This window comes from Nodosilinea sp. LEGE 07088 (assembly GCF_015207395.1).
Lineage (GTDB): Bacteria > Cyanobacteriota > Cyanobacteriia > Phormidesmidales > Phormidesmidaceae > Nodosilinea.
The window spans coordinates 1-23,591 of record NZ_JADEWX010000091.1 but is presented as its reverse complement, the minus strand read 5'-3'; the positions used below and the strand labels follow the sequence as shown (position 1 = coordinate 23,591).

27 protein-coding genes and 2 pseudogenes are annotated in these 23,591 nt (G+C 55.2%); 12 read left to right on the top strand and 17 right to left on the bottom strand.

What is annotated here, in order from left to right:
- Positions 1 to 223, top strand: a pseudogene (locus tag IQ254_RS18555) (UPF0104 family protein); the annotation flags it as partial.
- 16 nt (positions 224 to 239) lie between these two features.
- On the opposite strand, the gene IQ254_RS18550 reads toward IQ254_RS18555, so the two are convergent.
- Positions 240 to 1,232 (bottom strand): NAD-dependent epimerase, encoded by a 993-nt coding sequence (locus tag IQ254_RS18550; RefSeq protein WP_193967648.1) that lies wholly within the window; start codon positions 1,230 to 1,232, stop codon positions 240 to 242.
- A 469-nt stretch (positions 1,233 to 1,701) separates the two neighbouring features.
- Between IQ254_RS18550 and IQ254_RS18545 the strand changes: the two genes are divergently transcribed.
- From IQ254_RS18545 to IQ254_RS18505, 9 genes are all read left to right on the top strand, one after another.
- Positions 1,702 to 2,340, top strand: coding sequence for a response regulator transcription factor (locus IQ254_RS18545; RefSeq protein WP_193967647.1), 639 nt, complete (start codon positions 1,702 to 1,704; stop codon positions 2,338 to 2,340).
- A gap of 129 nt (positions 2,341 to 2,469) precedes the next feature.
- Positions 2,470 to 3,174 carry a GUN4 domain-containing protein gene (locus IQ254_RS18540; protein WP_193967646.1) on the top strand — a complete coding sequence of 235 codons (705 nt, stop codon included), beginning with the start codon at positions 2,470 to 2,472 and terminating at the stop codon, positions 3,172 to 3,174.
- A 2-nt stretch (positions 3,175 to 3,176) separates the two neighbouring features.
- Positions 3,177 to 3,317 carry a DUF2256 domain-containing protein gene (locus IQ254_RS18535; RefSeq protein WP_193967645.1) on the top strand — a complete coding sequence of 47 codons (141 nt, stop codon included), beginning with the start codon at positions 3,177 to 3,179 and terminating at the stop codon, positions 3,315 to 3,317.
- Between the two features lie 10 nt (positions 3,318 to 3,327).
- A complete protein-coding gene (locus IQ254_RS18530) occupies positions 3,328 to 4,290 on the top strand; it encodes an isoaspartyl peptidase/L-asparaginase (RefSeq protein ID WP_193967644.1) in 963 nt (320 codons plus the stop codon).
- Positions 4,283 to 4,423 (top strand): hypothetical protein, encoded by a 141-nt coding sequence (locus tag IQ254_RS18525; RefSeq protein WP_193967643.1) that lies wholly within the window; start codon positions 4,283 to 4,285, stop codon positions 4,421 to 4,423. The genes IQ254_RS18530 and IQ254_RS18525 overlap by 8 nt, the downstream gene beginning before the upstream one ends.
- A 77-nt stretch (positions 4,424 to 4,500) precedes the next feature.
- Positions 4,501 to 4,827 carry a tyrosine-type recombinase/integrase gene (locus IQ254_RS18520; protein ID WP_193967642.1) on the top strand — a complete coding sequence of 109 codons (327 nt, stop codon included), beginning with the start codon at positions 4,501 to 4,503 and terminating at the stop codon, positions 4,825 to 4,827.
- Positions 4,828 to 5,117: 290 nt separating this feature from the next.
- Entirely contained in the window at positions 5,118 to 5,309 is a 192-nt protein-coding gene (locus IQ254_RS18515; RefSeq protein ID WP_193967641.1) for a hypothetical protein, read from the top strand.
- Positions 5,310 to 5,368: 59 nt separating this feature from the next.
- Positions 5,369 to 5,632, top strand: a complete 264-nt coding sequence (locus IQ254_RS18510; protein ID WP_193967640.1) for a hypothetical protein — start codon at positions 5,369 to 5,371, stop codon at positions 5,630 to 5,632.
- Positions 5,633 to 5,795: 163 nt separating this feature from the next.
- A complete protein-coding gene (locus IQ254_RS18505) occupies positions 5,796 to 6,263 on the top strand; it encodes a hypothetical protein (protein WP_193967639.1) in 468 nt (155 codons plus the stop codon).
- Positions 6,264 to 6,602: 339 nt separating this feature from the next.
- Here the strand turns inward: IQ254_RS18505 and IQ254_RS33720 are convergent, their stop codons facing one another.
- Both IQ254_RS33720 and IQ254_RS18495 read right to left on the bottom strand, forming a co-directional pair.
- The gene (locus IQ254_RS33720; RefSeq protein WP_193967638.1) at positions 6,603 to 6,827 is read right to left on the bottom strand and encodes an NfeD family protein; all 225 of its coding nucleotides are present in this window, start codon (positions 6,825 to 6,827) and stop codon (positions 6,603 to 6,605) included.
- Between the two features lie 98 nt (positions 6,828 to 6,925).
- Entirely contained in the window at positions 6,926 to 7,771 is an 846-nt protein-coding gene (locus IQ254_RS18495; RefSeq protein ID WP_193967637.1) for a peptidoglycan-binding protein, read from the bottom strand.
- 843 nt (positions 7,772 to 8,614) lie between these two features.
- On the opposite strand from IQ254_RS18495, the gene IQ254_RS18490 reads away from it, so the two are divergent.
- The gene (locus IQ254_RS18490) at positions 8,615 to 9,688 is read left to right on the top strand and encodes an XRE family transcriptional regulator (protein ID WP_193967636.1); all 1,074 of its coding nucleotides are present in this window, start codon (positions 8,615 to 8,617) and stop codon (positions 9,686 to 9,688) included.
- An 88-nt stretch (positions 9,689 to 9,776) separates the two neighbouring features.
- Here IQ254_RS18490 and IQ254_RS18485 read toward each other — a convergent pair whose 3' ends face one another.
- Both IQ254_RS18485 and IQ254_RS18480 read right to left on the bottom strand, forming a co-directional pair.
- The gene (locus IQ254_RS18485; protein ID WP_193967635.1) at positions 9,777 to 10,754 is read right to left on the bottom strand and encodes a glutathione S-transferase family protein; all 978 of its coding nucleotides are present in this window, start codon (positions 10,752 to 10,754) and stop codon (positions 9,777 to 9,779) included.
- An 83-nt stretch (positions 10,755 to 10,837) separates the two neighbouring features.
- Positions 10,838 to 11,899, bottom strand: a complete 1,062-nt coding sequence (locus tag IQ254_RS18480; RefSeq protein ID WP_193967634.1) for a low specificity L-threonine aldolase — start codon at positions 11,897 to 11,899, stop codon at positions 10,838 to 10,840.
- 169 nt (positions 11,900 to 12,068) lie between these two features.
- Here IQ254_RS18480 and IQ254_RS18475 point away from each other — a divergent pair, with 169 nt between their 5' ends.
- The gene (locus IQ254_RS18475; protein ID WP_193967633.1) at positions 12,069 to 12,413 is read left to right on the top strand and encodes a hypothetical protein; all 345 of its coding nucleotides are present in this window, start codon (positions 12,069 to 12,071) and stop codon (positions 12,411 to 12,413) included.
- A 146-nt stretch (positions 12,414 to 12,559) separates the two neighbouring features.
- Here the strand turns inward: IQ254_RS18475 and sipA are convergent, their stop codons facing one another.
- The 12 genes and pseudogenes from sipA to IQ254_RS18415 form a co-directional block, all read right to left on the bottom strand.
- Positions 12,560 to 12,817, bottom strand: coding sequence for a regulatory protein SipA (sipA, locus tag IQ254_RS18470; RefSeq protein ID WP_193967632.1), 258 nt, complete (start codon positions 12,815 to 12,817; stop codon positions 12,560 to 12,562).
- A 49-nt stretch (positions 12,818 to 12,866) separates the two neighbouring features.
- Positions 12,867 to 14,378, bottom strand: a complete 1,512-nt coding sequence (locus tag IQ254_RS18465) for a GMC oxidoreductase (RefSeq protein ID WP_193967631.1) — start codon at positions 14,376 to 14,378, stop codon at positions 12,867 to 12,869.
- 85 nt (positions 14,379 to 14,463) lie between these two features.
- Positions 14,464 to 14,799, bottom strand: coding sequence for a XisI protein (locus tag IQ254_RS18460; RefSeq protein ID WP_193967630.1), 336 nt, complete (start codon positions 14,797 to 14,799; stop codon positions 14,464 to 14,466).
- A pseudogene (locus IQ254_RS18455) lies at positions 14,787 to 15,203 on the bottom strand (XisH family protein). Before IQ254_RS18455 ends, IQ254_RS18460 begins: the two are co-directional and overlap by 13 nt.
- Before the next feature lie 102 nt (positions 15,204 to 15,305).
- Entirely contained in the window at positions 15,306 to 15,917 is a 612-nt protein-coding gene (locus IQ254_RS18450) for a heme-copper oxidase subunit III (protein WP_313887492.1), read from the bottom strand.
- Entirely contained in the window at positions 15,917 to 17,590 is a 1,674-nt protein-coding gene (gene ctaD / locus IQ254_RS18445; protein ID WP_193967629.1) for a cytochrome c oxidase subunit I, read from the bottom strand. Before ctaD ends, IQ254_RS18450 begins: the two co-directional genes overlap by 1 nt.
- Before the next feature lie 137 nt (positions 17,591 to 17,727).
- A complete protein-coding gene (locus IQ254_RS18440) occupies positions 17,728 to 18,648 on the bottom strand; it encodes a cytochrome c oxidase subunit II (protein WP_193967628.1) in 921 nt (306 codons plus the stop codon).
- A 4-nt stretch (positions 18,649 to 18,652) separates the two neighbouring features.
- On the bottom strand, positions 18,653 to 19,276 hold the full coding sequence (locus IQ254_RS18435; RefSeq protein WP_193967627.1) for a DUF2231 domain-containing protein: 624 nt from the start codon (positions 19,274 to 19,276) through the stop codon (positions 18,653 to 18,655).
- Complete coding sequence (locus IQ254_RS18430) at positions 19,276 to 19,776, bottom strand: DUF2231 domain-containing protein (RefSeq protein WP_193967626.1); 501 nt, start codon at positions 19,774 to 19,776, stop codon at positions 19,276 to 19,278. The genes IQ254_RS18435 and IQ254_RS18430 overlap by 1 nt, the downstream gene beginning before the upstream one ends.
- A 284-nt stretch (positions 19,777 to 20,060) precedes the next feature.
- A complete protein-coding gene (locus tag IQ254_RS18425; protein WP_193967625.1) occupies positions 20,061 to 21,440 on the bottom strand; it encodes a proton extrusion protein PcxA in 1,380 nt (459 codons plus the stop codon).
- Between the two features lie 143 nt (positions 21,441 to 21,583).
- On the bottom strand, positions 21,584 to 22,294 hold the full coding sequence (locus IQ254_RS18420; RefSeq protein ID WP_278000343.1) for an ABC transporter ATP-binding protein: 711 nt from the start codon (positions 22,292 to 22,294) through the stop codon (positions 21,584 to 21,586).
- A 4-nt stretch (positions 22,295 to 22,298) separates the two neighbouring features.
- Positions 22,299 to 23,528 (bottom strand): ABC transporter permease, encoded by a 1,230-nt coding sequence (locus IQ254_RS18415; RefSeq protein WP_193967624.1) that lies wholly within the window; start codon positions 23,526 to 23,528, stop codon positions 22,299 to 22,301.
- Between the last annotated feature and the right edge of the window lie 63 nt (positions 23,529 to 23,591).

The following is a 23,591-nucleotide window of genomic DNA, read 5'->3' as shown; positions in this document are numbered from 1 at the left end:
GTTTAGCCTGGCCTGGCTGGCGGGGTTGGTGATTCCCGGTGCGCCGGGGGGGATGGGGGTATTTGAAGCGATCGCGGTCACCTTACTACAGGACACCCTCTCTATGGGAGTAGTACTCAGCGCCGTAGCCCTGTACCGACTGGTTGGCACCGTGGCAGAGGCCGCTGGGGCCGGGTTAGCAATTCTCGGTTTACAGGTGGTAGGCTCACCGCCCGCCACCTAGCCTGCGTAGCTAAGACTCAGCTGGAATAATAGTCTTTGTACCAGTCTACGAATTTGGCAATCCCCACTTCTAATGGCGTATCCGGCGAAAAGCCGACATCCTGAGCTAAGTCAGTGGTGTCAGCGTAGGTCTCCAACACATCGCCGGGCTGCATCGGCTTCAGGTTTAAGACAGCCTTTTGACCCAGGGTTGTCTCAATGACTTCAATGAAACGCATCAGTGTCACCGGTTGGTGATTACCCAGATTGTAGATTTTATAGCGGGCCTGGCTGGTCGTCGCTGCTGGCTGGTCGCAACCCTTGGGGGGGTAATGCATCACCCGAAAAATGCCTTCTACCACATCGTCAATATACGTAAAGTCTCGCCTCATCTGGCCGTGGTTATAGACATCAATAGGGCGGCCCTCGGAGATGGCTTTGACAAATTTAAAGTAGGCCATATCGGGCCTACCCCAAGGGCCATAGACCGTGAAAAAGCGCAGTCCGGTAGTCGGAATTTGGTAGAGATGGCTGTAGGCATGGGCCATGAGTTCATTGGCTTTTTTGGTGGCGGCGTATAGAGAAATTGGATAATCTACCGGATCACGAGTGGAGAAGGGCACCTTGCGATTGGAACCATAGACCGAACTGGAGGAAGCAAAAACCAGATGCCTGGGGGCGTGGTGGCGACAGGCCTCTAAAATATTGAGAAACCCCGACAGGTTGCTATCGCCGTAGGTGTGCGGGCTTTCTAAGGAATAGCGCACCCCCGCCTGCGCGGCCAGGTGAATCACATAGTCGAAGGCCTGCTGCTGAAATAGGGTATCGATGCCCTGGCGATCGTAGATATCTAGCTTTTGAAACGTGAAGTTGGGGTGGCTCTCCAGCAACCGGAGGCGGTCGCCCTTGAGCGTGACCGCGTAGTAGGCATTGAGGTTATCAATGCCGTAGACTGAGAACCCCTCTGCTAAAAGTCGCTGAGCCAAGGAAAAGCCGATGAATCCTGCCACACCCGAAATCAAGATCGCCATGGTGTTGTCTTTAAACTTAGAAAATCTGTAGATATTTGAAGCCGCGTAGCGAGCCTAGGAAGGCGTTAGGGAAAACTGAATTAAAGCCATAGGCAAGCACTACATTGCTTTACCCATAACACCTTGCGCCACTGAACCTTAATTTCCACTTAAATTGTTTAAGCCCTATTCATTCTCTACTCACTAATTGGGTAGCTATACACAGCTATGTCTCCACATTTTTGAGGATGTGAGGCAACTCACCAGCCATTGTGCACCAGTCCCGTTCCATTGCCATAGATGCAGGGAATGATAGGTGCATCAGGCACATCGCCGCTAGGGATGATGCAAATAACCAACCCCCTGCGGCGGCAGAATCTACTGGCATCTTGCCCATTGCCTGCAACTCATAAAACGCCCTATCGCCTAGTGCGCTTTAACTCTCCACAGTCTTGCTGGTTTGATGACGGTTTTGGATAGGTCTGTAATTATGAGCACCGTGTTGATTGTTGACGATGATCCCATTTTGCAGATGGCCCTAACCCGACGGCTTCAGGCTCAGGGGTTTGATGTGCTCAGGGCGACCTCAGGCCAGGAAGCCTTAGATTTATTGCGATCAACCACGGCTGATGTGGTGGTTTCAGACGTGATGATGCCTGGGATGGATGGATTTGAGTTTTGTCAGCGGCTGCGATCGCGCCCCGAAGGCGAAATGGTGCCGTTTATCTTTCTCTCGGGCCTGGGGGAACTGAATAACCGGGTGCAGGGCCATCTCATTGGGGCCGATGACTACCTGGTCAAACCCTTCTCCGCCAATGAGCTGGTCGCCAAGGTGAAGGGGGCGATCGCGCGATCGCAGCGGCTCCACAGCGCCCTTGAGCGCATGGCTGAGCAAACCAATCTAGCTCCCCACCCCTTACCCTTGACCCCCGCCGAAGAGCGCGTCTTCTGGGAAGTGGTGCAGGGTTACACCAATAAACAGGTCGGCGAGCATCTCTTTTTGAGCCCCCGCACGGTACAAACTCATCTCAGCAAGATACTGACCAAGCTCAACCTAGAGAATCGCTCGCAGCTGGTGCGCTTTGCCTTTGAGCAGGGCTATCGGCTCCCCGAAGAGTCGAGAAGGTAAGGAGTGCAAGGCTGCATCCCCACATCGTCACGTCTCCTATTCTCCCCATCTGCTCAACTCGCCCAATAGGCTGCCAAACATGCCATATCATTGAGAAGGGCACTTTCATGGCGCATGTTAGCGATATCTATGGTTTCGGACGGCGACACACTGGTAGATTTGCGCGCTCAGCTGCGGGGCGATTCACTCAAAAAACAGCTTTCGGCCGTGCACGAGCTGCTTGCCCTGGGGCAAGTGGGAATTGAGGAGCTGACCACCACCCTGAAAGCCCGTAAAACCGAGCCAGCCACTATTTTAGACGGCAAGATTTTTCAGGTGCTCTACGCCACCGAGCAAGCAGATCTACAGGATCTACTGGCTCAGCATTGGCCCCAAGGACGCCTGGAGATGCCCTCAGACCAGGGCATCGACTATGGACTGCTACAAGATCTGTTAATCAAGCAAGAGTTTGAGGCCGCCGATCGGCTCACCCTGGCCAAACTCTGTGAGCTGGCGGGGCCAACCGCCGAAAAACGCAAGTGGGTTTATTTTACCGAGGTCGAGCAGTTTCCGGTGGTCGATTTGCAGACCATTGATCGGTTGTGGCTGGCCTATTCTGAGGGCAAATTTGGCTTTTCGGTACAGCGCCGCATCTGGCTCAGCCTGGGCCAAAACTGGGATAAACTCTGGCCTCGCCTGGCCTGGAAAGATGACAATATTTGGACCCGCTACCCGGGCGGCTTTGTCTGGGATTTGAGTGCCCCCGACGGCCACCTGCCCCTGTCGAATCAACTGCGCGGCGTGCGGATGATGGCCTCATTACTGGCTCACCCGGCCTGGAGTAAGGAGAGCTAGGAGTGCCGAAGCAACGTGCTAAGGCCGACCTACCCACCAAGGTCTGCCCAGTCTGTCAGCGCCCTTTCACCTGGCGTAAAAAGTGGGCCAGCTGCTGGGATCAGGTCAAGTATTGTAGCGATCGCTGTCGCCGCCACCGTTAGGAAATTCACTATGACGCATGTCCAACCCAAGGTCATCATTCACGGGGGCGCTGGTAGCTCTCTGGGGCACCAAGAAAAAATAATCACCCTGCGAGAAGAACTGCGCACCATTGCCGAAAAGGTCTACCACAAAGCCGAAACTGGCGCGGGTGCCCGCGATTGCGTGGTGCTGGGTTGCCGATTGTTAGAGGATGCGCCCAGCTTCAACGCGGGCACGGGGTCGGTACTCCAGTCAGATGGGCAGGTGCGCATGAGTGCGGGGCTGATGGATGGCAGCCACCAGCGGTTTAGCGGCATTATCAACGTGTCCCGTGTTCAGCACCCGATTGACCTGGCCGACTATCTTCAGCCCGCCTGCGATCGCATTTTGTCTGACCTCGGGGCCGCCGAACTGGCCCGCGAGTTGAATATTCCGCCGTTTGATCCGGTGACCGATCTGCGTTTACAGGAGTGGTTGCGGGCTCGGGCTAACCACTTTCAGCGGGAGGCGGCGGGGGTGGTGGCTGAGGCCGAAGACGAACCTGTCGATGCTGAAGCCAGGCGCGGCACGATTGGTGTGGTCGTGCTGGATGCGGCTGGACAGCTGGCCGTGGGGACTTCTACCGGCGGCAAAGGGTTAGAGCGACCGGGGCGGGTGAGTGATTCGGCGACGCCAGCGGGCACCTACGCCAATGCCCTGGCGGCAGTGAGCTGCACAGGCATTGGCGAACATATTATTGACGAGTGTCTGGCGGCTCGCCTTGTGGTGCGGGTGAGCGATGGCCTCTCGATCGCAGCAGCCTTTGAGAAATCCTTTGCCGAGGCGACCGAAAATGGCCGGGATTTTGGGGCGATCGCCCTCAGCCACCGGGGCGAAATTGCCTGGGGTAAAACCAGCGACGTGCTGCTAGCGGCCTATCACACGGGCAAAACCCTGGGTGATACCCTAGATCTAGGCCCTGGTACTCTCACTGGAGTTGTTGACGATGGATGACCCCAACCCCCAAAAACAAAAGCGCTCCGCTGCTGAAAAAAATGTGCTCTCCATCGACGTGCCCACGTTGATGGTGATTTTGACAGCGCTGATTTTGCTGCCGCTACTGGCCACCGGGTTCATATCGCAGTAGGGTTTTGCCCTTGTTCTGCTTGGGAAGAGGCTCGCAATGCCCAACGAGCGATGGTCAACTGACAGTTCCCAGTTGCCGTGCCCGCTCCCGACTGGCACGGCTTTGCCCGCACCCAGCCTGTCATAATTGCCTTGGCTGACGACTCAGCACCCGAGTGGTGGGATAAGGCGTTGCGGCGGGCCTGTGACCTGCTGGGGCTGGAGGGGGTTAGTAGGCATACCTTTAGGCGTTGGCGGAGCCTCGCCGGAGGTGAATCGCTGGCCACTCACCTCTATGATGCGGGGGTGCCCCTGCGGCAGATCATGGCGATTACGGGCCACGCAAGTTTGGCATCGTTGACCAGTTACCTGAACCTGGAGCAGCGGGCGGCGGGGGATGCCTTGTTGGGGTTCTTTGCGGAGTAGGGGTGGCTTAGCCTGCTTGGCTTCAACCTGCGCGTTTGGATGACCTGGCTGAAAGCGGTGTCTATGGCCTTCGTTCTAAGGCTTATTAGGTTGGGCACCAGTAATCAGGGGCTCTACATTCTGGGTGGGGGCACGCTGGTGTTTGGGATGACGCTAAGCAGCTGGGCAATGTCAGGGGTGCGAGGAAGCGGCTGGGGCAGTGAAGGCACTGCTATATTGTGTGTGTGTCCCAGATTTATATTTGTCTAGCAAAGCTAGCGTATGGACAACACACTTGGTAAAGGACTCTTATGACCACTCCAGAAAATATGGCCGAGGCGCTTAAGGCTATCGAAGAAGAGGCCCACAAGTTGTGGCTATTTCTTGCTGATGTAGAAGTGCCGGAAGAGCTGAGGGTTTTGGACTCCAAGTTAAGGCTTATTCATGATATTGCTATGCATGGTCGTGACATCAGGGATTCCCAAGACAAGGGAGAATCATAATTCTGCAATGACCGCTATTTGGGCAAATTGATAGTAAGTGCATTGAACTTTGCCTGCCCATGATGGCCATCACCCACGTCGCGATCGCAGCCGTTGGCACGAGTCTGTTACTTGGCATCAGCGATTTAACGTACCTAGCCCTGGCGGTGGTGGGTTCCCAGCTCCCTGACTTCGACTCTACCGAGGGTATCTTGGGTCAGAGCTACTGCCGCCCTGGCCCTTGTAAGCGTGGCCGTGGGCGGTGGGCGGTGGGTCTTCATGGCCCTGCTGGATGGCGGACGCTGGCGGTGTCACTGGCCAGGTCAATCAATCTATGGGTCTAAGCAAAGCGCGATCGCCTTCAATTGGCCGCAATTGAGGTAGAGGCCGCTAACCTGATTCGACGGCGGGAGGTTGCAGAAGCGATCGCCCGCGAATGATCGATTCGGTGTTGGGGGTAGAGTGGTGAAACCTTAAGTTTCTCAGCGCAGTTAGTAGTCAATGCAGATGCTGAACTCTGTTCTAAGCTCTATAGAGTCGATCCGGTATGTGGTCGGAGATGTTGGCTTTGGGGCTTCGTTAGGGGCTTTAATCAGTGCAATCGCTGTGCTCCTTAATAGCTGGCTTCAAGAGAGTAGAGAGAGAAAACGCTGGCAGCGAGAGAAGCTGTATGAGCTATATGGTCAAGCTCAGGAGGCATTGACCAATCTGATTCAGGCTATGGTTTCAAACGAAATGACAGCTAATAGCTTGGGCGCGTACTATGTTGCGCTAGGGGCATTGGATCGATTGAAACTGTCTTCTCCCCATGAACAAAAGTTAGTTATAAGCTCCGCAGTGGATGAGCTTAAGGTGATGCAGTCAAAAGGGGGGGCGGCGATTCCATATCCTTTTCGAGACGACATTGAGGCTATCAGAGAACGGATCTCTGAGCTTGCCCAAGCTGATAGGCGGCTAGGTGGATTATTTCAGTAATTTGGGAAGTAATGAGCCGCCTCCGGCTCAGACTTGCTCAAGTAAGCGGCGATCGCAGCCTGGACTACTAGCCCACTTTGACACTTCCCAGTTGTAGCTGGGCCTGTACAGATATAGTACCCACAGCAACCGGCGCACCTGGGCGACTCGGTTGGATCCGGCGGGGATGAGGCTAAAGGCGATTCAAGACCTGGGCGGCTAGTCGTCGATGGCGGCGTTGCAGCGATACCTGGATGTGCCGGAGGAGGAGAAGGTGGATGCGATTGGGCAGTCGTAAAGCAGGAGTGACTTCCCTGCTGGTCTTCAAGACCATGCTTATACAACTAATGACTAATGCCACTAACGGAATGGGACCACCAGTAGGGTGTTTCCCTGGCGACCAATAATGACGACCTTCTGACCTTTTGAGATATTTAAGACCCTGTCATTTAGGTGCAGCTTTGCGGGCCAACTGACCGCATTAACGTCAACTCTCCCAGCATTATTTGAAGTAATAGACTGAGTCGCTATGCCCTCACCTGGAGGAGTAAAGAATTCTAAGCTTGGAGATCCAAAGAAGTTCATGGAATCACCCCACTAGATAGTGCAGTTTTTAGTGAACACACCCATTGAATTTCTATTAATAAAATCAGGCACTCTGAGATCATAGTTTTTTGAAAACGCTAGGGAATAAGGACGAGTCTAATGGTATGGAGAATCTGTCTTGATAAAAACCCAATGAGTACATAGGGCGCAAATCGGAGCACCTGGAAGTTTTTTCCTTCTAATTGATCCAGCAGAAGGGAAATCTTCTTTTCTAGGATTAAAGGGCCAATATAGGCTAGAACATATGAGACTGCAAGCGTCGTCCAGAAAGGATATCTGTGCCCATCTTCAAATGGGTTAAACAAGATACCGAATTGGATTGAGGCAACCATGAAGAGTTGATCAATCATCAACCATTCCCGCTCAAGGAAGTCTCTGATGTCTCTGCTAAGACTTGGACTTAAAACCTGACGTTGTCCCAACAAGATGCTCCAAGTTCGTGGACCGCATACACCGTCAGCCAGTAGAGCATGGGCTATTTGGAACTTCTTTAATGCCCGTTTAGTCTGATGACTGAAGCGCCCATCTACTCTAATCTTGTACCCTTCTTTGTTAAGTAATGACTGGAGCTTAGCAACATGTTTTTTAGCATCTTCTAAATTATCCTGGTTGGCCATATACAGAGTTGGGAATAGGAGGGCTGCCCAAGTTAGCGGTCCTACAATTCCATCTGCAACAAGGCTTTTAGAGGATTGAAAGGACTTTACAGCTTCCTTTGTTTTTGCATCAAAGCAGTCAGTCTTTACATCAAGGTATCCTTTGTCTATCAGAATATCTTGGAGTTCGCTTAGCGACTTATTGAAAAAATCAGGGGTGTGTTCTTCATGGAGAATCGGTCGCATCGTGAAGCATGGCACAGACTCCATCTTTTCTTGACCAAGTTTTCGACGAATTTCTAAAATAGTTCTAAAGATGCTCTTCATAATAGGAAACCCTCATAGATAGGACAGGAGACCTGAGCCACCTGCTAGGTAAGCGGCTTGACAGACACCAAGTAAGATTGTGGCTCTAGCAAGAGAGCTTCCTAGGCGCTATGGCTGTCGCGCTCTAAAACTTGTGTTTCCGTGACATTGACACATTACTCAGCAGACCTGTGGTGTAATACGTAACTTTTTGAGTGCTACATCAGAGCTTTATTGTCGGAACAACACTCTAAAAGTAGGGATTTAACCCACAAGTTTTTGTGGCAAGGATAGGGATGCCCCTGGTAATAGGCCATGGGTACTATATTGGCCAGTGATTCATCGCGCAGTCAGACTAGGCCGGTAAGTAGCTGGGCCTAATTAAACTCAAGATGCTGGTGGGGGTGGAGGGGGTGAAACCCCCTGCCTGGGGGCGCAGCCCCCAAACCCTTTCTTACAATTAATTAGGCTTACCTACTTAACAATGCCGAGTAGACGTTGAAACGTTCTGTTAATGAGGTTTGGGGTGCCAGCTAAATATGAGTTAGAGCAAGTCTCGGTATTAGCGTCTTGGCAAGGCTACAGAAAGTTGTGGGTAAAAGTAGCGCTAGATACAGGTTAAAGACGTGTGAAGCCAAGAGTGGACTGCTCAGTAATTATGTTGAGTTCCCACAAAGTGTTAAGCCCCTGTAAGTTAACTAAGGAGGAACTGTGCTAAATTTATCTGGCAAACGACCATTACCTTCATGGCTCAAGCGGAGTATATACAACCACTTCATGCCAAACACATGACTCTTTTGAGCTGCTCGGCGCAGAATGAACCGCAGTAATTTCTCTTGAGCGCTAAATCAGGATCTTGTTTCGATGAGAAAGAACTCTAAGAAGAACCAAGTTATTACCCAGATGAGGACAAAAGCTGGGCTAACTCAGACTGAGCTTGCCCAGCTCGTGGGCGTATCTGAAAATACTATTGCTAACTGGGAACGAGGGTCTGCTTCTAAGTGGATCGGTAACTTAATCAAGTTATGTGGTGCCCTCAACTGCACCTTAGAAGACCTTGCGCCCGAGGAAGAAAGCCAGCATATTGAAGTTTATGACTTGTCAGGTCGAGATATTGATACAGTAAGAAATTATTGTGAAGCCGTCCTTGCAAAAGACCACAAGTCGTCTGCCAAAATTGCCTCCTACGCAACTATCAATGACCTCCAGCTCCGTTACTGGCTCGACCAGGCCGACAAACTTATCTACGACTTCAGAGACAAGGGGATAGATATACCCGATGTCGAATCGCTGATAGGTGGGTTAACTTTGTGCAACCTGACTAACAGGCTAGTCCACAGTCAGAGTGAGCTAATCGTTATGCCTAATGCAGCTTATAAGCTGGGTGCTAAGCAGTTCATAGACTGTGTAGAAAAAATACGGCTAAACCAAAGCTTTATTGATAAGTATGTAGATCTGGATGAAGAAAACTATAAGAGAGGGCTCATCTTTCAAAACTGGATACTGTCGGTTTACGTGATTGGCTGGAGGCCCGGCCGCGAAGTTCCAATGCACCATCATGGCAACTCACTGGATGCCATCAGAGTTGTACAAGGAGAGATGACTCATTGGGAGCTCTCTGAGGAAAGAGCCCACGATCAAAATATCCCCTTCGAGGGCATTCAGGGTTGGTGGGAGGAGAAGAAGTTTGATGCTAATTCACAAGTGTATAAGGCTGGTGATCTCGTCTTGGTAGACAGGCGTACAGCACACAAAATCAAGAACTGCTCAAACGACACTTTGGTTACTCTACACTTTAGGTTTGGAGCCCCTGCTGATGACGACAGATGGATGCCCGACGTCTTGACTTTCGGCTGTGACTCCCTTGGGCAGTGCCGTGTTTTTGAAACACCAGCTATAAATTCTCCGAAGCTGATTCCCATCCAATTCAATAATTGATAAAGCCTTTTCACCCCACCTTCACCAACGACCCCTCTAGGCGCTCAGCAAACACCGACCTCCGATCGCAGCTCAACACCACACCTCGCTACAGATCCACCCATTCCTTCGCTGGAGCCTCCAGATAATCTAAATCTGGCCCGGTGGGGATAATGCCGCCGGGGTTGAGGGGAAACAAGTTGCCGTAGTAGTCGCGCTTGACCGCCTCAAGGTCGCAGGTTTCCGCCACCCCCGGCAGTTGATACAGTCTGCGCAGGTAGGGGCCGAGATGGGCATAGTCTCGAATGCGGCGGCGGTTGCACTTAAACAGGCTGTAGTAGACCACGTCGAAACGAAACAGGGTGGTAAACAGCCGCACATCCGCCAGGGTAACGGCGTCGCCGCAGAGAAAAGGCGTCTGGGCTAGGGCCTGGTCGATCGCGTCGAGGGTCTCAAATAGTTCGGTGACGGCACGATCGTAGGCGGCCTGGGTTTGGGCAAAACCGCAGCGATAGACGCCGTTGTTCACCGCCTGGTAGGTGCGATCGTTCCACCGATCGATGTCGGCCTTGAGGGCATCGGGGTAGAGGTTGACCTCAGGCTGGGTGGCCCATTCGTCAAAGGCCTGATTCAAAATCACAATGATGTCGGCACTTTCATTGTTGACGATCGAGGCGGTCTGGGTATCCCACAGGGCGGGCACCGTGGCCCGCCCGGTAGAGCCCACCTGGCGGTAGAGTTCGGGCAGGGTGCGGCAGCCGCGAAAGGAGGTCTCAAACACCCAGCAGCCTTCGTCGGGGGAGGGGATTACCGGCACCAGGGCGATCGCTCCCTCCAGACCCTTCAGCGCCCGCGTCACCAGCGTGCGATGGGCCCAGGGGCAGCCCGTGCCGACGATCAGGCAGTAGCGGTTTTTCTCGGGTGGATAGGTACCCTCAGGCTCAATCCAGTGGCGGAACTCACTCTCTGGCCGTTGATAGTCACCATCCGTGCTGCTGGGGGCCATCTGCCCCATCATGGTTTGCCACAGTGTTGTCCAAACTCGCTTGGCGGTGCGAATCAGCAAACCAGGAGGCAGGCCAGCCATAATGTCCTCGCAATCTAGGGAGCATGCCCCCACTATACAAAGACGGCGGGAAAGGAGTTTGTCGATGTCAGGGTAAATTGGCCCTAGGCTAGGGTTGCGATCGCCGCCTTGATATCCCCTACCAGCGCATCAATCGCCTCGGGGGTGGTGTTCCAGGCGCACATCAGCCGTACCCCGCCGCTGCCAATAAAGGTGTAAAACCGCCAGCCCCGGCGGTGCAGCGCGTCGATCAGCGGCGGGGGCATCTGCACAAACACACCGTTGGCCTGGCGGGGAAAGAGGATGTCTAGCCCTGGAATTTGCCGCAGCTGCTGCTCCAGGTAGGCGGCCATGCGGTTGGCGTGGGCGGCGTTGCGCAGCCAGGCCCCCGTCTCCAGCAGGCCCAGCCACGGGGCCGAAATAAACCGCATCTTCGAGCACAGCTGCCCCGCCTGCTTGCAGCGATAGTCAAAGTCTTCGGCCAGCGATCGATCAAAGAAGAGAATCGCCTCCCCTAACCCCATGCCGTTTTTGGTGCCGCAGCAGCAGAGCACGTCAATGCCCGCTTTCCAGGTCAATTCCGCTGGGGTTTTGCCCGACGCCACCAGGGCATTGGCAAAGCGGGCGCCATCCATATGTACCTTGAGTCCGTAGCGGCGCGCTAAGCCGGTGAGGGCGATCAGCTCGTCGGCGGTGTATACCGTACCCACCTCCGTGGACTGGGTGAGGCTAATGACCTTGGGCTTGGGGTAGTGAATATCGGAGCGCTTGGTGATCAGACGCTCAACCTCGGCGGGGTCGAGCTTGCCCTGGCTGCCCTGGGCCAGCAGCAGTTTAGAGCCGTTGCTGGCAAACTCCGGTGCCCCGCACTCGTCGGTTTCGATGTGGGCCAGCTCATGGCAAATCACACTGTGATAGCTCTGACACAGCGATGCCAGGGTCAGCGAGTTGGCTGCCGTGCCGTTAAAAACAAAAAAGACCTCGCAGTCGGTCTCAAAGGTCGTGCGAAAGGTATCCGCCGCCCGCTGGGTCCAGTCGTCGTCGCCGTAGGCCGGTACATCCCCCGAGTTGGCGTTGAGCATATACTCCAGCGCCTCGGGGCAAATGCCCGAGTAGTTATCGCTGGCAAACTGAAGCGGGTGGGTAGCAACGGGGGCAGAGACCATGGCGGCAACTCATTGGCGGTGCTTTGAGCATAACGCGGGCGGCATTAGGCCTGACAGCTGGCTCTGCCAGCACGGGTTGTGTCATGGGCCGATAGGCTGACATGCGGACTTGCCTAAAACCAAAGCTGATTCACGGTAAGATCGCCACGGCGTTAACTCAACAACAGTCATGACAGACACTCCAGAGACTTCCCCTGAGAAGCCTAAAAAGAAAATCATTACCGTGGGAGCAGACCACATCAAAAAAGACGAGGGCAAAGGCGGCGATCGCCCAGGTGGTAAAGGGCGACGCGGTGGCCGTGGCCGAGACGAAGGCGATCGCAAGCCCCAGACTCCCCCAGCGCTCATGCGTGGCCCCAAGCCCCAGCCCAAGGCTGTCGTGGAAGAAGTCCCGGAGGAACCGCCTGCCGAAGCTGCCGCTGAGGAAACCGGCGACCCCGTAGCTGAAGCGGCTGCACCGGAAGCGGCTGCACCGGAAGCGGCTGCACCGGAAACCGAGTCTACTTCAGCTTAATGGAACGACGATTGCGCCTAGAGCATCGGTACAGTATGGCTAAAAACCCGGTTTCTATGTCACTGCCCTAACGGCATGACTGGCATTCTGGCCGAGAAACCGGGTTTCTGTACCGGCGTTCTAGCTTAGAGGCAGAAGGCCTAGCACTAGGGCTCAGCCGCCTCGGTAGTTTGATCTGCCGGGGCAGATATGGGTCGTAGAAACTGGCTATCTACCAAAAATGAGCCCTTGTCGAACTTGATGCCCCAGTAGCCGCCGGGGCGACGGCTCATAACTATCCCCTCAGCCCCGACCGAGAGCGTATCGGCGGGCCGCAGCATGGGCATCGTGTCAGCGGTTTTAAAGTAGGGGGGCAGCGCAATCAGGCAAACGCGATCGCCCACGCCAAAGTCATCAGTTGCCATAGCTATCTCCCGAGCTATCGATCTCGACTGTAGTCTACAAGAGATAGCGCTACCCCAGGCGCTCTAGCAGATGGTCGCCCACCCGTAGAGCATTGGCAATCACGGTCAGGGCAGGCCCTACGCTAGAGCTGGAAGGAAAGAAGCTGCTGTCCACGACGTAGAGGTTGTCAAGCTCGTGGGCACGGCAATGAATGTCTAAAACCGACGTCGCCGGGTCGGTGCCCATGCGACAGGTGCCGCACTGATTCGCCATCACCGGCAGCGGCACTTCGCCGCGGGGGTGCATGCCCGATCGCGAAAACAGGCTGCTGTCTTTTTCCACCGCCTTGAGCACATCGAGCCAGCGATACACCAGGCGATCGTGGGCCTCGGCGTTGTTAGTCGTATACGACACATAGAGCTTGCCATTTTTGACCTCAACCCGATTTTTGGGGTCAGGCAAGACCTCGGTCATGGCCCACCAGGCGATCGATCGCGTCGCCAGTTGTTTCAGCCCAAAGTTGGGCATAAACTTGGTAATTAGCGAAAGTACCGGCGGCGACTCGGCAAAGATCGCATCCTGCAACACCCCGCCCATGTTTTGAATATGGCCCATGGGGTAGTTAAACTGGCCATCGCCCCAGTAGTAGTCATTGATGCCCACCGATCGCGGAAACTTGCCGGAGTTCGGCTGGGCCGTCACCTCCACCACCGAACTCATGGTGAGCTTCATCAGGTTGCGGCCCACCTGATCAGAGCCATTGGCCAGACCCGTGGGGTGCTTTTCGTTGGCCGACTGCAACAGCAGCACCGCCGAGTTAATCGCCCCGCAGGCCAGCACAATGATGTCGGCCATAAAAATATAGGGCTGCCCATTCACCTCCGCCTGTACTGCCTTAGCGACGGTGCCCGTCGGATTGGTGAGAATGCCCGTCACTTTGACCGAGGTTTTAAGGGCAACGTTGCCAAAATCGAGCGCTGGGTTGACGCCGAACACCTCAGCATCTCCGGTGGGATCATCCTCCCGCAGCGATAGCGACATGGGCAGCGGGTAGGGATGGCAGCCCTGCTTGGCAATGCCCTCAACCACGGGCTGAATGGTGGGGTCGTGGGCCACTGCCGGGTAAGGATACTCACCACTGCGCGAGGGTTCGGTGGGGTCTGCTCCACTCTGGCCATGTACCTGGTACAGCGCTTCAGCCTCGGCGTAGTAGGGCTCAAAATCAGCGTACTTCAGGCACCACTCGGGCGAAATACCGTCCTGGTGGGCCACGGTTTCAAAGTCTTTTTCGCGCATGCGCTGGAGGGCCGCCCCGTAGATTTTGGTGTTGCCGCCAATGGTGTATTTAGCCTGGGGGGTAAAGGGTTCGCCATCCTCGTCATACCACTGCTCGGGAGCGTGGTAGCGCTGCTTTTGAAAGATATCCACATCGCTGATATTTTGCTCGTCGAGGGGCATGGCGTCGCCCCGCTCCAGCAGCAGAATGCGCTTCCCTGACGGAGCCAGCTTGCGGGCCAGCGTGCCGCCCCCGGCCCCGGTGCCGACAATAATCACGTCGTAGTGCTGGTCATCAATAATCATGGCGGGTTACTCGCTGGGGGGCTGGGAGAAGGTCAACTTATCAGTCTGATTCAGCAGGGTTAATCAGGTGTTAAATAAACTGCTGCTAAGCTACTGCAAACCCTGTGTGGGGCCTAACTGAAGGTTCCTGAAAACCATGCACAATATCTGTTTCCGGAATGCCCGCTGCCACCAGTTCATTGGCAATGCCATCCTCAGTGCCGTCGCGTTGCACCCAAACTTTGCCGTCGCGAATTTCAACATGAATCAAACAACCATGGTGGTGGCGCTGATCATTCCAACCCTCAGAGAGAATGACGTATTGGTCGCTGTCAGCATCAAAGGCCGCAAGATTGCGAACATCCACATTAGCGTAGGCAATGCGGGTATAGGGCATTAGCGTGTTTCGAATGATTTGGCGATAGCCCTCTAAGGTATCCATCGTGTGATTACCTCCTGCTCAGGATTAAATGATACAAGCTTAATTACGTTCCGCTCTAGAAGCATTTTGCCAATTTCTTCTTCAAACAGATCGAGGTAAACAGCCTCTCGAATCGCTAAATATAATGTGCGGTCTGGTTCCGTCAAGCTCAGAGCATTTTGATAGAGAACAAACTGACCGAGGGCATTTTCTAAATCACGGATTTCTGAGGAACCAACAAAACTCTTGATCTCAACAGCAATCTTGTCAGAACCTTTCTCCGCAGCAAGCAGCTTTTCAGCACCTAGGTCAATAAACAGATCTTTTTTGCCTATACGTAGGCTCAATGGATCCTGAGCAATTGTCTATCCATCCTTAACCAGAGCATTTTTGACGGCATTATGATAGATATCCTTAGCGGGCATAGTGGCTCTTTAAAACTTCGCTTGAAAAGATCCCAGAGTTCTTCCACACTTTCTTAGTCCGCCTACAGTTCATCAAAAGAACCCTGGGATCTGGGAGAAGGCCTACTGCCAGACATAGATCAAGATAAACAAAATAATCCAGATCACATCGACGAAGTGCCAAAAGAGGGAGGTTGCTGCCACCCCAACTTCGCCGTCGTCATAGTTGCCCGGAATAAACGATCGCCCCAGCATGATCCCCTGCATCAACACCCCAGTGAGCACATGCAGGCCGTGGAAGCCAGTGAGCAGGTAAAACGTGCCGCCAAACAGGCCATCGGTAAAGCCAAAGGGTAGCCCCGCCCACTCCACCGCCTGACCATAGAGAAAGAAACTGCCCATGGCCATGGTCAACAGCCAAAAGGCCCGAAAGCCCCAGAGGTTTTCTCTATGCAAAAACCGCTCAGCAAAATAAATCACAAAGCTGCTCGATACCAGCACGATGGTGTTGATCAGGGGTTCGCGCACCTCTAGCCCGTCTATCCCAGCAGGCAGCCAGGCGGGGGTAGTGGTTTTGTAGACGATATAGCCCGCAAAGAAGCTGAGGAAAATCACGCTTTCTGACAGCAGAAAGACAATGAAGCCAAACATCCGGTGTTCGCCTTCGTCGTGGTGCTCGGTGGCGTGGGCCACTGCCGCCGTATTGAGGGTTTGATCGAGATTAACTGAGCTCACTAAACCAACTCCGTAGACGTCATTTGCGATGCAATCAAAGGTTCGTTTTTGCCATAGCCGTAGGGTTCAGCTACCACCGTCGGAATCTCAGCAAAATTTTCGTGGGGGGGCGGCGAGGCCACCAGCCACTCCAGGCCGATCGCCCGCCAGGGGTTTGCCGGGGCCTTTTCGCCCAGAATCCAGGAGCTGATCATATTCAGCAAAAAGGGCAAGACCGAGACCCCCAGCAAAAAGCCACCCAGGCTGGCCAGCACATTCCAGAAGGCAAACTCAGGATCGTAGGAGGCCACCCGCCTCGGCATCCCCATCAGCCCCAGGGGATGCATCGGCAAAAAGTTGAGGTTGACGCCAATGAAGGTCAGCACAAAGTGCAGCTTGCCCAGGCCTTCGTAGTACATCCGCCCGGTCATCTTGGGGAACCAGTGGTAGATGGCAGCGTAAATGCCCATAACCGCCGCGCCATAGATGACATAGTGAAAGTGCCCCACCACAAAGTAGGTGTTGTTGACGTGGACATCGAAGGGCACCGAGGCCAGCATAATGCCGGTAATGCCTGCAAACAAGAAGTTCACCAGGCCGCCCAGGGCAAACAGCATCGGGGTGCTGAGCTTAAGCTTGCCGCCCCAGATCGTGGCCACCCAGGCAAAAATCTTGACCCCGGTGGGCACCGAAATCAGCATGGTGCTGGCCATAAACAGCATCCGCATCCAGCTGGGGGTGCCGCTGGCATACATGTGATGCACCCAGACGATCGCACTCAACCCTGTAATCACAAAGGACGACACCACTACAAACTTGTAGCCAAACAGCGGCTTGCGGGCATACACCGGAAACAGCTCTGAAAACACCCCAAACACCGGCAGAATAATCACGTACACCGCCGGATGGGAATAGAACCAGAAAAAGTGCTGATACAGCACCGGGTCGCCACCGGTTTCAGGGGTAAAGAAGCTGGTGCCCACGGTGAGGTCAAACAGCAGCATCACCGCCCCCGCCGTCAGAGCAGGCAGACCAAACAGCTGAATGGTCTGCGCCGCCGCCACCGTCCAGCAGAAGGCTGGCATTTTGAAAAAGGTCATGCCCGGGGCCCGCATGCGGATGATGGTGGTGACCATATTCACCGCCCCCATGATGGAGGAGATGCCGGAGAGGGCCACCGCCAAAATCCACAAAAACTGGCCATTGATCAGGTTGCCGGTGGGGTTTTGTAGGCTCACCGGCGGGTAGGCCCACCAGCCCGATTGGGAAGGCCCACCGGGCACCAAAAAGCTGGCCATCAGGATAATCCCAAAAATTGGCACCAGCCAAAATGCCACCGCGTTGAGCCGGGGAAAGGCCATGTCGCGAGCGCCGATTTGCAGGGGCACCAGGTAGTTGGCCAGGCCATTGAGCACCGGAAAAGTCCACATAAACAGCATGATGGTGCCGTGCATGGTGAACAGGGCATTGTAGACGGTGCGATCGACCAGGTCGGCCTCGGGGGTAATCAACTCACCGCGCATCACCATGGCCAGGAAGCCGCCGATCAGAAAAAATACAAAGGCGACCACGATGTACTGAATGCCAATCACCTTGTGGTCGGTGCTGAAGCTAAAGAACCGCCGCCAGTTTTCCGGTTCACCGGGGGTGGGCTGGTCTCGATTGAGAGCGGTTTCGAGGGTGAGGTCAGTCATGGGCAAGGGGGCAGTGGGGAGAGGGGCAGTGGGAGAGAGGTTTTGACGGTTGAGTTTTGCAGTAAAAATTACCTTTCAAGACCAATGGGTAGGTCTTGCTGTTGGCTTTTGCTACCGCTACACCCAACCTCCGATCGCTAGAGTTTGGGCTCCGGCAACTCGGGAGAGCCGGGGTAGTTAACCAGGGGGTAGGGGGCAGGCTCTACGGTTTTCCAACCCGGACGATGATCGCGATTTTCTACCTTTAGCTGATATTCGGTGTAGGAGGGGCTCAGCCCGGGCTGGGGCGATCGCGCGGCGGCATCGGTCAGCCACTGCTGATAGGCAGCGGCTGACTCGACCACAACATTGGCCTGCATGGCAGCAAAGTAGGTGCCGCTGTACTCCGAGTCGCGCAGGCGGTAGGTGCCCTCGCGAATGGGGGTGAACTCAAAGTCAATGCGGCGTCCGGGGATGATGTCTTGCTTGACCCGAAAGGCCGGAACGTAGAAGCCGTGGAGCACATCCTCAGAGGTAAGAGCCAGTTTAGCGCGGGTATGGTTGGGCAGGTGCAGCTCCGTGCTGGTGACCCCCGCCTCGGGGTAATAAAACTCCCAGACCCACTGACGGGCGTGGACTTCGATCGGGTCAGTTGATTCTGGGGTCTGGGCCACCAGGGGAGCGGCGATCGCCTCGCCCCTGTGCATGTGCTCCATCGGCCCCAAAATATTCATCTGGTCATAGATGCGGTAGCTGTAGCCCGCAATCCAGAACACCAGCACCAGGGGAATAGCCGTCCAGATAATTTCCAGCTGGAGGTTGCCCTCAAGGGGAGGGCCATCGCCCTCGTCATACTTAGCCGCCCGCTGAAACAAAACCGCATAGAGCAGCGTACCCGCCACCCCTAAAAAGATAAAGGTACCGAGGGTGGTGAGAAAGCTAAACAGATTGTCGACCAGCAGGGCTTCCTCAGAGGCGGGCTCCGGCATCCAGCCGTAGGCCTGTTGCCCCACCCAGAGGCTGATGGGGGTCATAATGCCCGCCAACGCTAACAGTCTCAGTATTACTCGACTACTCATTGTTCTAGAATCCCTGCGGCAATATCACGTTCAGCGTAGTCAAATCTTCTCCGGCCCGCAGCAGCATATCGGCACTGATGTGAACCCCAAACTCTCCCGCCAGGTGCGCGCCCAGGGTACCGTGGGCAAACATCAGGGCAAACACTCCCAGGCCAGTGAGCAAATAAGACCACTGCACCTGCCGGGCCCGATCCTGACGCCATAGGTAACGCTGAAACCCTCGCCAAATCGCCATACCCACCATCAGTGTCAGCAGCACGACACCGCCGACCCCGTGCCAAAGCATCGTCTCTAGCCCGCCTAGGCCCCAGGCGCTGACCTCGTCGCTGGGGGGCTGAGCCAGCAAGATCTCGTAGAACCCTGTCGCCACCGTGGGAAAGGTGACGATCGCCGCCGCCACGATGTTGAACCAGCCCACATCAAAAAAGTTGGAACGACTGGCGGGAATAGCCAAAAACTTGAACACCCGCTTCTCTAGGGGAAATAGCGCCCCCACAATATCAAAGCTGATGGCAACGATAAACAGACCCAGCGTCAAATGCACCAGATTGGGATGAATGGGCAGGGCATAGGGCAACCCGTTGGGCCCCATCTGGTGCGCGAGTTGATCGATCACAGCGGCAGTCATTACAGCACTCCGTCACGAATTGCATTGACCACCTCAGTGGTGTGCAGGCCGTAGATCCACACCAGTTTGTCGCCCAGATAGGTCTGAAAAAAAACCAGTCCAGTCAACACCGCACCGGCGCCGAGATAGGCGATGGGAATAGTTTGGGCATCCTTCATTCGCAGCACGTAGCGCCAGCCGGTAATCGCCGCAATAATGCCCGACATCGACCAGCCCAAAATGGTGTGCAGGTTGAGGGTAGACTCGACCGCAGGTACGTAGGGCATGGCTAGACCCGCTTCTACCTGGCCAAAAATCACGGCAATAAAGATCGACACGGTGGCAAAGCACATGTTCCACCAGCTCACCTCAAAGTAGCGCGGGTTTTTGGTGAAGTAGCCAATCACGTCGCACACAAAGGCGAACAGGGCCATGGCGATGACAAAATGCACCACGATGGGGTGAATGGTGTCGGGGTAGGGAAGGTTGTGATCGTTGAGTGGGGGCAGGTACTCAAACACGTTGAATGTCCTAAAGGTAACGTTTTGGCGCGATTAGCAAGGGGGCAACCGCTGGCTAGCCAGCCATTGCCAGTCGAGCAGACAGAAGACAGTGGCAGTTAGCCTGAGCATAGCAAGCCGTCCTCTACAGGGTAGGTATTCCAGCTACCAATCGCCAGGTCAATCACCAAACTGGGGCGATTCTCGCACCAGCAAATTGGGATCCACTATTATTTTATGAAATATTAATCCTCGACGAGAGCAGGATTGTCTCTCGCCGAGGGTCAGGCTAAGTCAGGGTAGCGTCACTCATTCATGTTTTTGTAGGTGGCCACCGCCGAGGGCGAGATGCGGTTGAGGTAGCGGAAAATCCAGTACTTGAAGATGGTGTCGAGAATCACCGGAAAGGTGGCGATGAAGAGGAAGATAAAGTCGCGGTTGGCCGGAAAGCCCAGGTGCCGCGACAGCCCCTCTAGCAAAATTTCCCAGCCGTGGGGCGAGTGAAACCCCACAAAGATATCGGTAAACAGAATGATAATAAACGCTTTGGCGCTGTCGCTAAGGCCGTAGACGATTTCGTCCATGAACGATTTCAGGGTGGCCACATCTTGCTTGCGGGTGATCAACAGCAGGGCAAAGGCGATCGCAGCCAGCAGGTCAGAGAAGACGTTTTTGACGGCGCTGGAGCTGCGATCGCGGTAGTCGTCCTCAATTTCGGTGGCTTTGGTGCGCACCCGCTGCTCAATATTCAGCTCTGATAATGGTGGGGCTTTGCCAATCAGCACCTCAAACCGCAGCCGCTCTTCAAACTGCTGGAGTTCGTGCAGGGCTTCTTCCTCCATTTCGATGTTGAGAAAGACATCGGCCTCTTCGCCCCCGGCCCGCACCCGATCGACAATCGGCCCGACCAAAAACGTTTTGGTAAACTGCTGGGTCAGCAGCGGCACGATAATCAGCAGCAGCAAAAACCGAATGGCGGCAGTGGTTTTGGTTTTAGAGCTGCGAAACTCGCGCACCACTTCCTGCTCGGCGTTGGGGTCGAGGTCTTGGCGAATGCGATCGACCGTGCGCAGGATAGAGCGCGGCAGCACATTGACCCGGTCAGACAACCCTGCATCGCGCTTACTGTCGGGGGTAGCCGCATTGGCGGCCAGGGGGCCAGCTGGGCTGCCCCCAGTTGCCCCGGCTTTGGCCTGGTCGGCCCGCGATCGCAGCACCTGGGTCGAGGGCGTCAGCTCAGCACCAGCCCCGTTGTCGAGCGTAATCACCCGCTCAGGATTGCTGTCTGAGTTGGCATAGCGGGCCAGCACCCCATCGATCACCTGGAGTTTGCGAAAAAAGACCGCCTGCTGGTCGATCATGTTTACCGACAAATCGCTGGTCTCAGAGGCGGGCATCTGCACCTCCATCACCCGAGGCTCGCTGCCCCGCACCACTGACCGACTGGCGCGAAACACCGCCATGCGCACCTTGATCAAACTCAGATATTTTTTCAGATCGCCCTGAAAATAGTCCATGGCGCTATCGCCGTAGTTGCCATAGCGGGATGAAATAGGGTTGCCCCCAAAATATTCTCGCTCTATGGCTTCTATCATCTGGGCGGCTTCGTAAGCTTGATTGAGAGCCCGTTCAGGGGTACGAAAAACCCACTGCTGCGCATTGCGGAGAAAGCCTGGGGTCTGCATCAGAACGGCATGGGTAAGGGGTAAGGGTCGGGCGCTAAGCTTCAGAATACTATAGAGAAAATGAGCCCGACTGAGGTTAGACCTCACTATCTTCGCCTAAGAAAAATCCAGCCCCTCAGTTTTTGCAGACCGTTCTTGGCCGATCATCCCTGGGATTTTATGGGGATCGATTGAGGCCTGGAATTATCCTTCAGTACCTGGCCATCACAGAACTCAATGACGCGATCGCAGCGCCGCGCCACCTCCCCATCGTGGGTGACCACAACCAGGGCCATACCGCCGCGGTTGAGATCGGCAAAAATATCCAGAATGCTCTGGCTGGTTTGGGAATCTAGTGCCCCGGTCGGCTCATCGGCCAGTAGCAGTTTAGGACGGTTGACAATGGCTCTGGCAATGGCTACTCGCTGCTGTTGCCCCCCCGAAAGCTGATGGGGTCGATTGTGGAGGCGATGACCCAGGCCCACTTTTTTTAGCACCTTAATGGCCCGCGCCTCTCGCTTGGGTCTGGGCACATTGGCGTATACCATGGGCAGCATGACGTTTTCCACCGCCGTGAGCTGGGCCAGCAGGTAAAAGTGCTGAAAAATAAAGCCAATTTTGCGGTTGCGAATATCGGCCAGGGCATCGGCCCCTAGACCACTAACCGCAATGCCGTCTAACCAATAACGTCCCTGGGTTGGTCGATCAAGACAGCCAATGATGCCCATAGCTGTCGATTTCCCCGACCCCGACGGCCCCATAATGGCGCAGTATTCGCCGGGGTCAATGGTCAAGCTGACATTGTTCAAGGCCTGCACGGCGAGGTCACCCACGCCGTAGGTTTTGCTGATGTGCTGAAGTTCGATCAGGGGCATACACCTAACTCCGTAACGCCACAATTGGGTCAAGTTGGGCCGCTCGGCGGGCGGGCAAAAGGCCAAAAATCAGGCCCGTGCTGCCTGACACCGTGAACGAGATTGCGATCGCCCACAGACTAACGCCCGCGCTCAAAGGTGTGGTCAGGGTCATGATCACAATGCTGGCGATGCCCAACCCCGTGCCAATCAGTCCACCAATGACGGCGAGGATGACGGCTTCGATGGTGAACTGCGCCGAAATATCGCTACCCCTGGCCCCAATCGCTTTGCGCAGACCAATTTCCTGGGTGCGCTCAGTCACCGACACCAGCATGATATTCATAATCCCGACGCCCCCCACCAGCAGCGAAATGCCAGCGGTAAACCCTAACACCAGCACCAAAATGTCGGTAATGCTGGCCGCCGTGGAGAGCAAATCCTGCTGGCTCTGCACGGTAAAGTCGTCTTCTTTGTGCAAGAGGCCGTGGCGCAGCCGCAGCAGGTTGGTAATCTGGTACTGGGCGGCGCTCGACTCAGCCCCATCCCGGGCCGACACGGCAATGGTCTGCACCGTAGGGCTGGTTTTGCCCACCTCTTGACCGGTGATCTGGTTTGCCATTACCCAGATCGGAATATAAACCGCCTCATCCTGATTTTGGCCAAAAGATGACCCCCTCGGCGCCACCACCCCCACCACCGTAAACCTGACGTTATCGACGCGAATGCCTTGATTGATAGGATCTTGGCTGCCAAATAGGGTGCGGGCCGCTTCACTGCCTAAAACCGCCACCTGCAAATTACTCTGGGTATCCACAGGGCTAAGAAACCGGCCCTGGGCCAGGGTTATCTGGCGCACGGTCAAATAGTCGGGGGTGGTGCCAATCACGTTGGCCTGGGTTTCGGCAGCTCCCTGGGTCACCCGTAGCCGCTGGCTTTTTTCGGGGGAAACCGCACTGACCGCCAGCACCTCAGCGGCGATCGCCTCGGCATCGGCCAGGGTCAGGGTATCGGCCCGGCTCACCCCGGCCCCCGGCCCCCGCTGGGCATCCCCTGGGGTGACAAACAAGACATTGGTACCCAATGACTCAAATTGGCGGGTAACATAGCCCTGGGCCGCCTGCCCGGCGGCCACCATAGCAATCACCGAGGCATTGCCGATGATCATGCCCAGCATCGTCAAGCCGCTACGGAGCCGGTTGGCCCCCAGGGTTTTAATTGCCATGGTGGCGTTTTCAAGCAGGTTGTAGGCCATGGGGTTAACGCGTTGGTTGGATCGACAAAAATCTGAGGCTTGACGGGGATGCAAAGATTGACC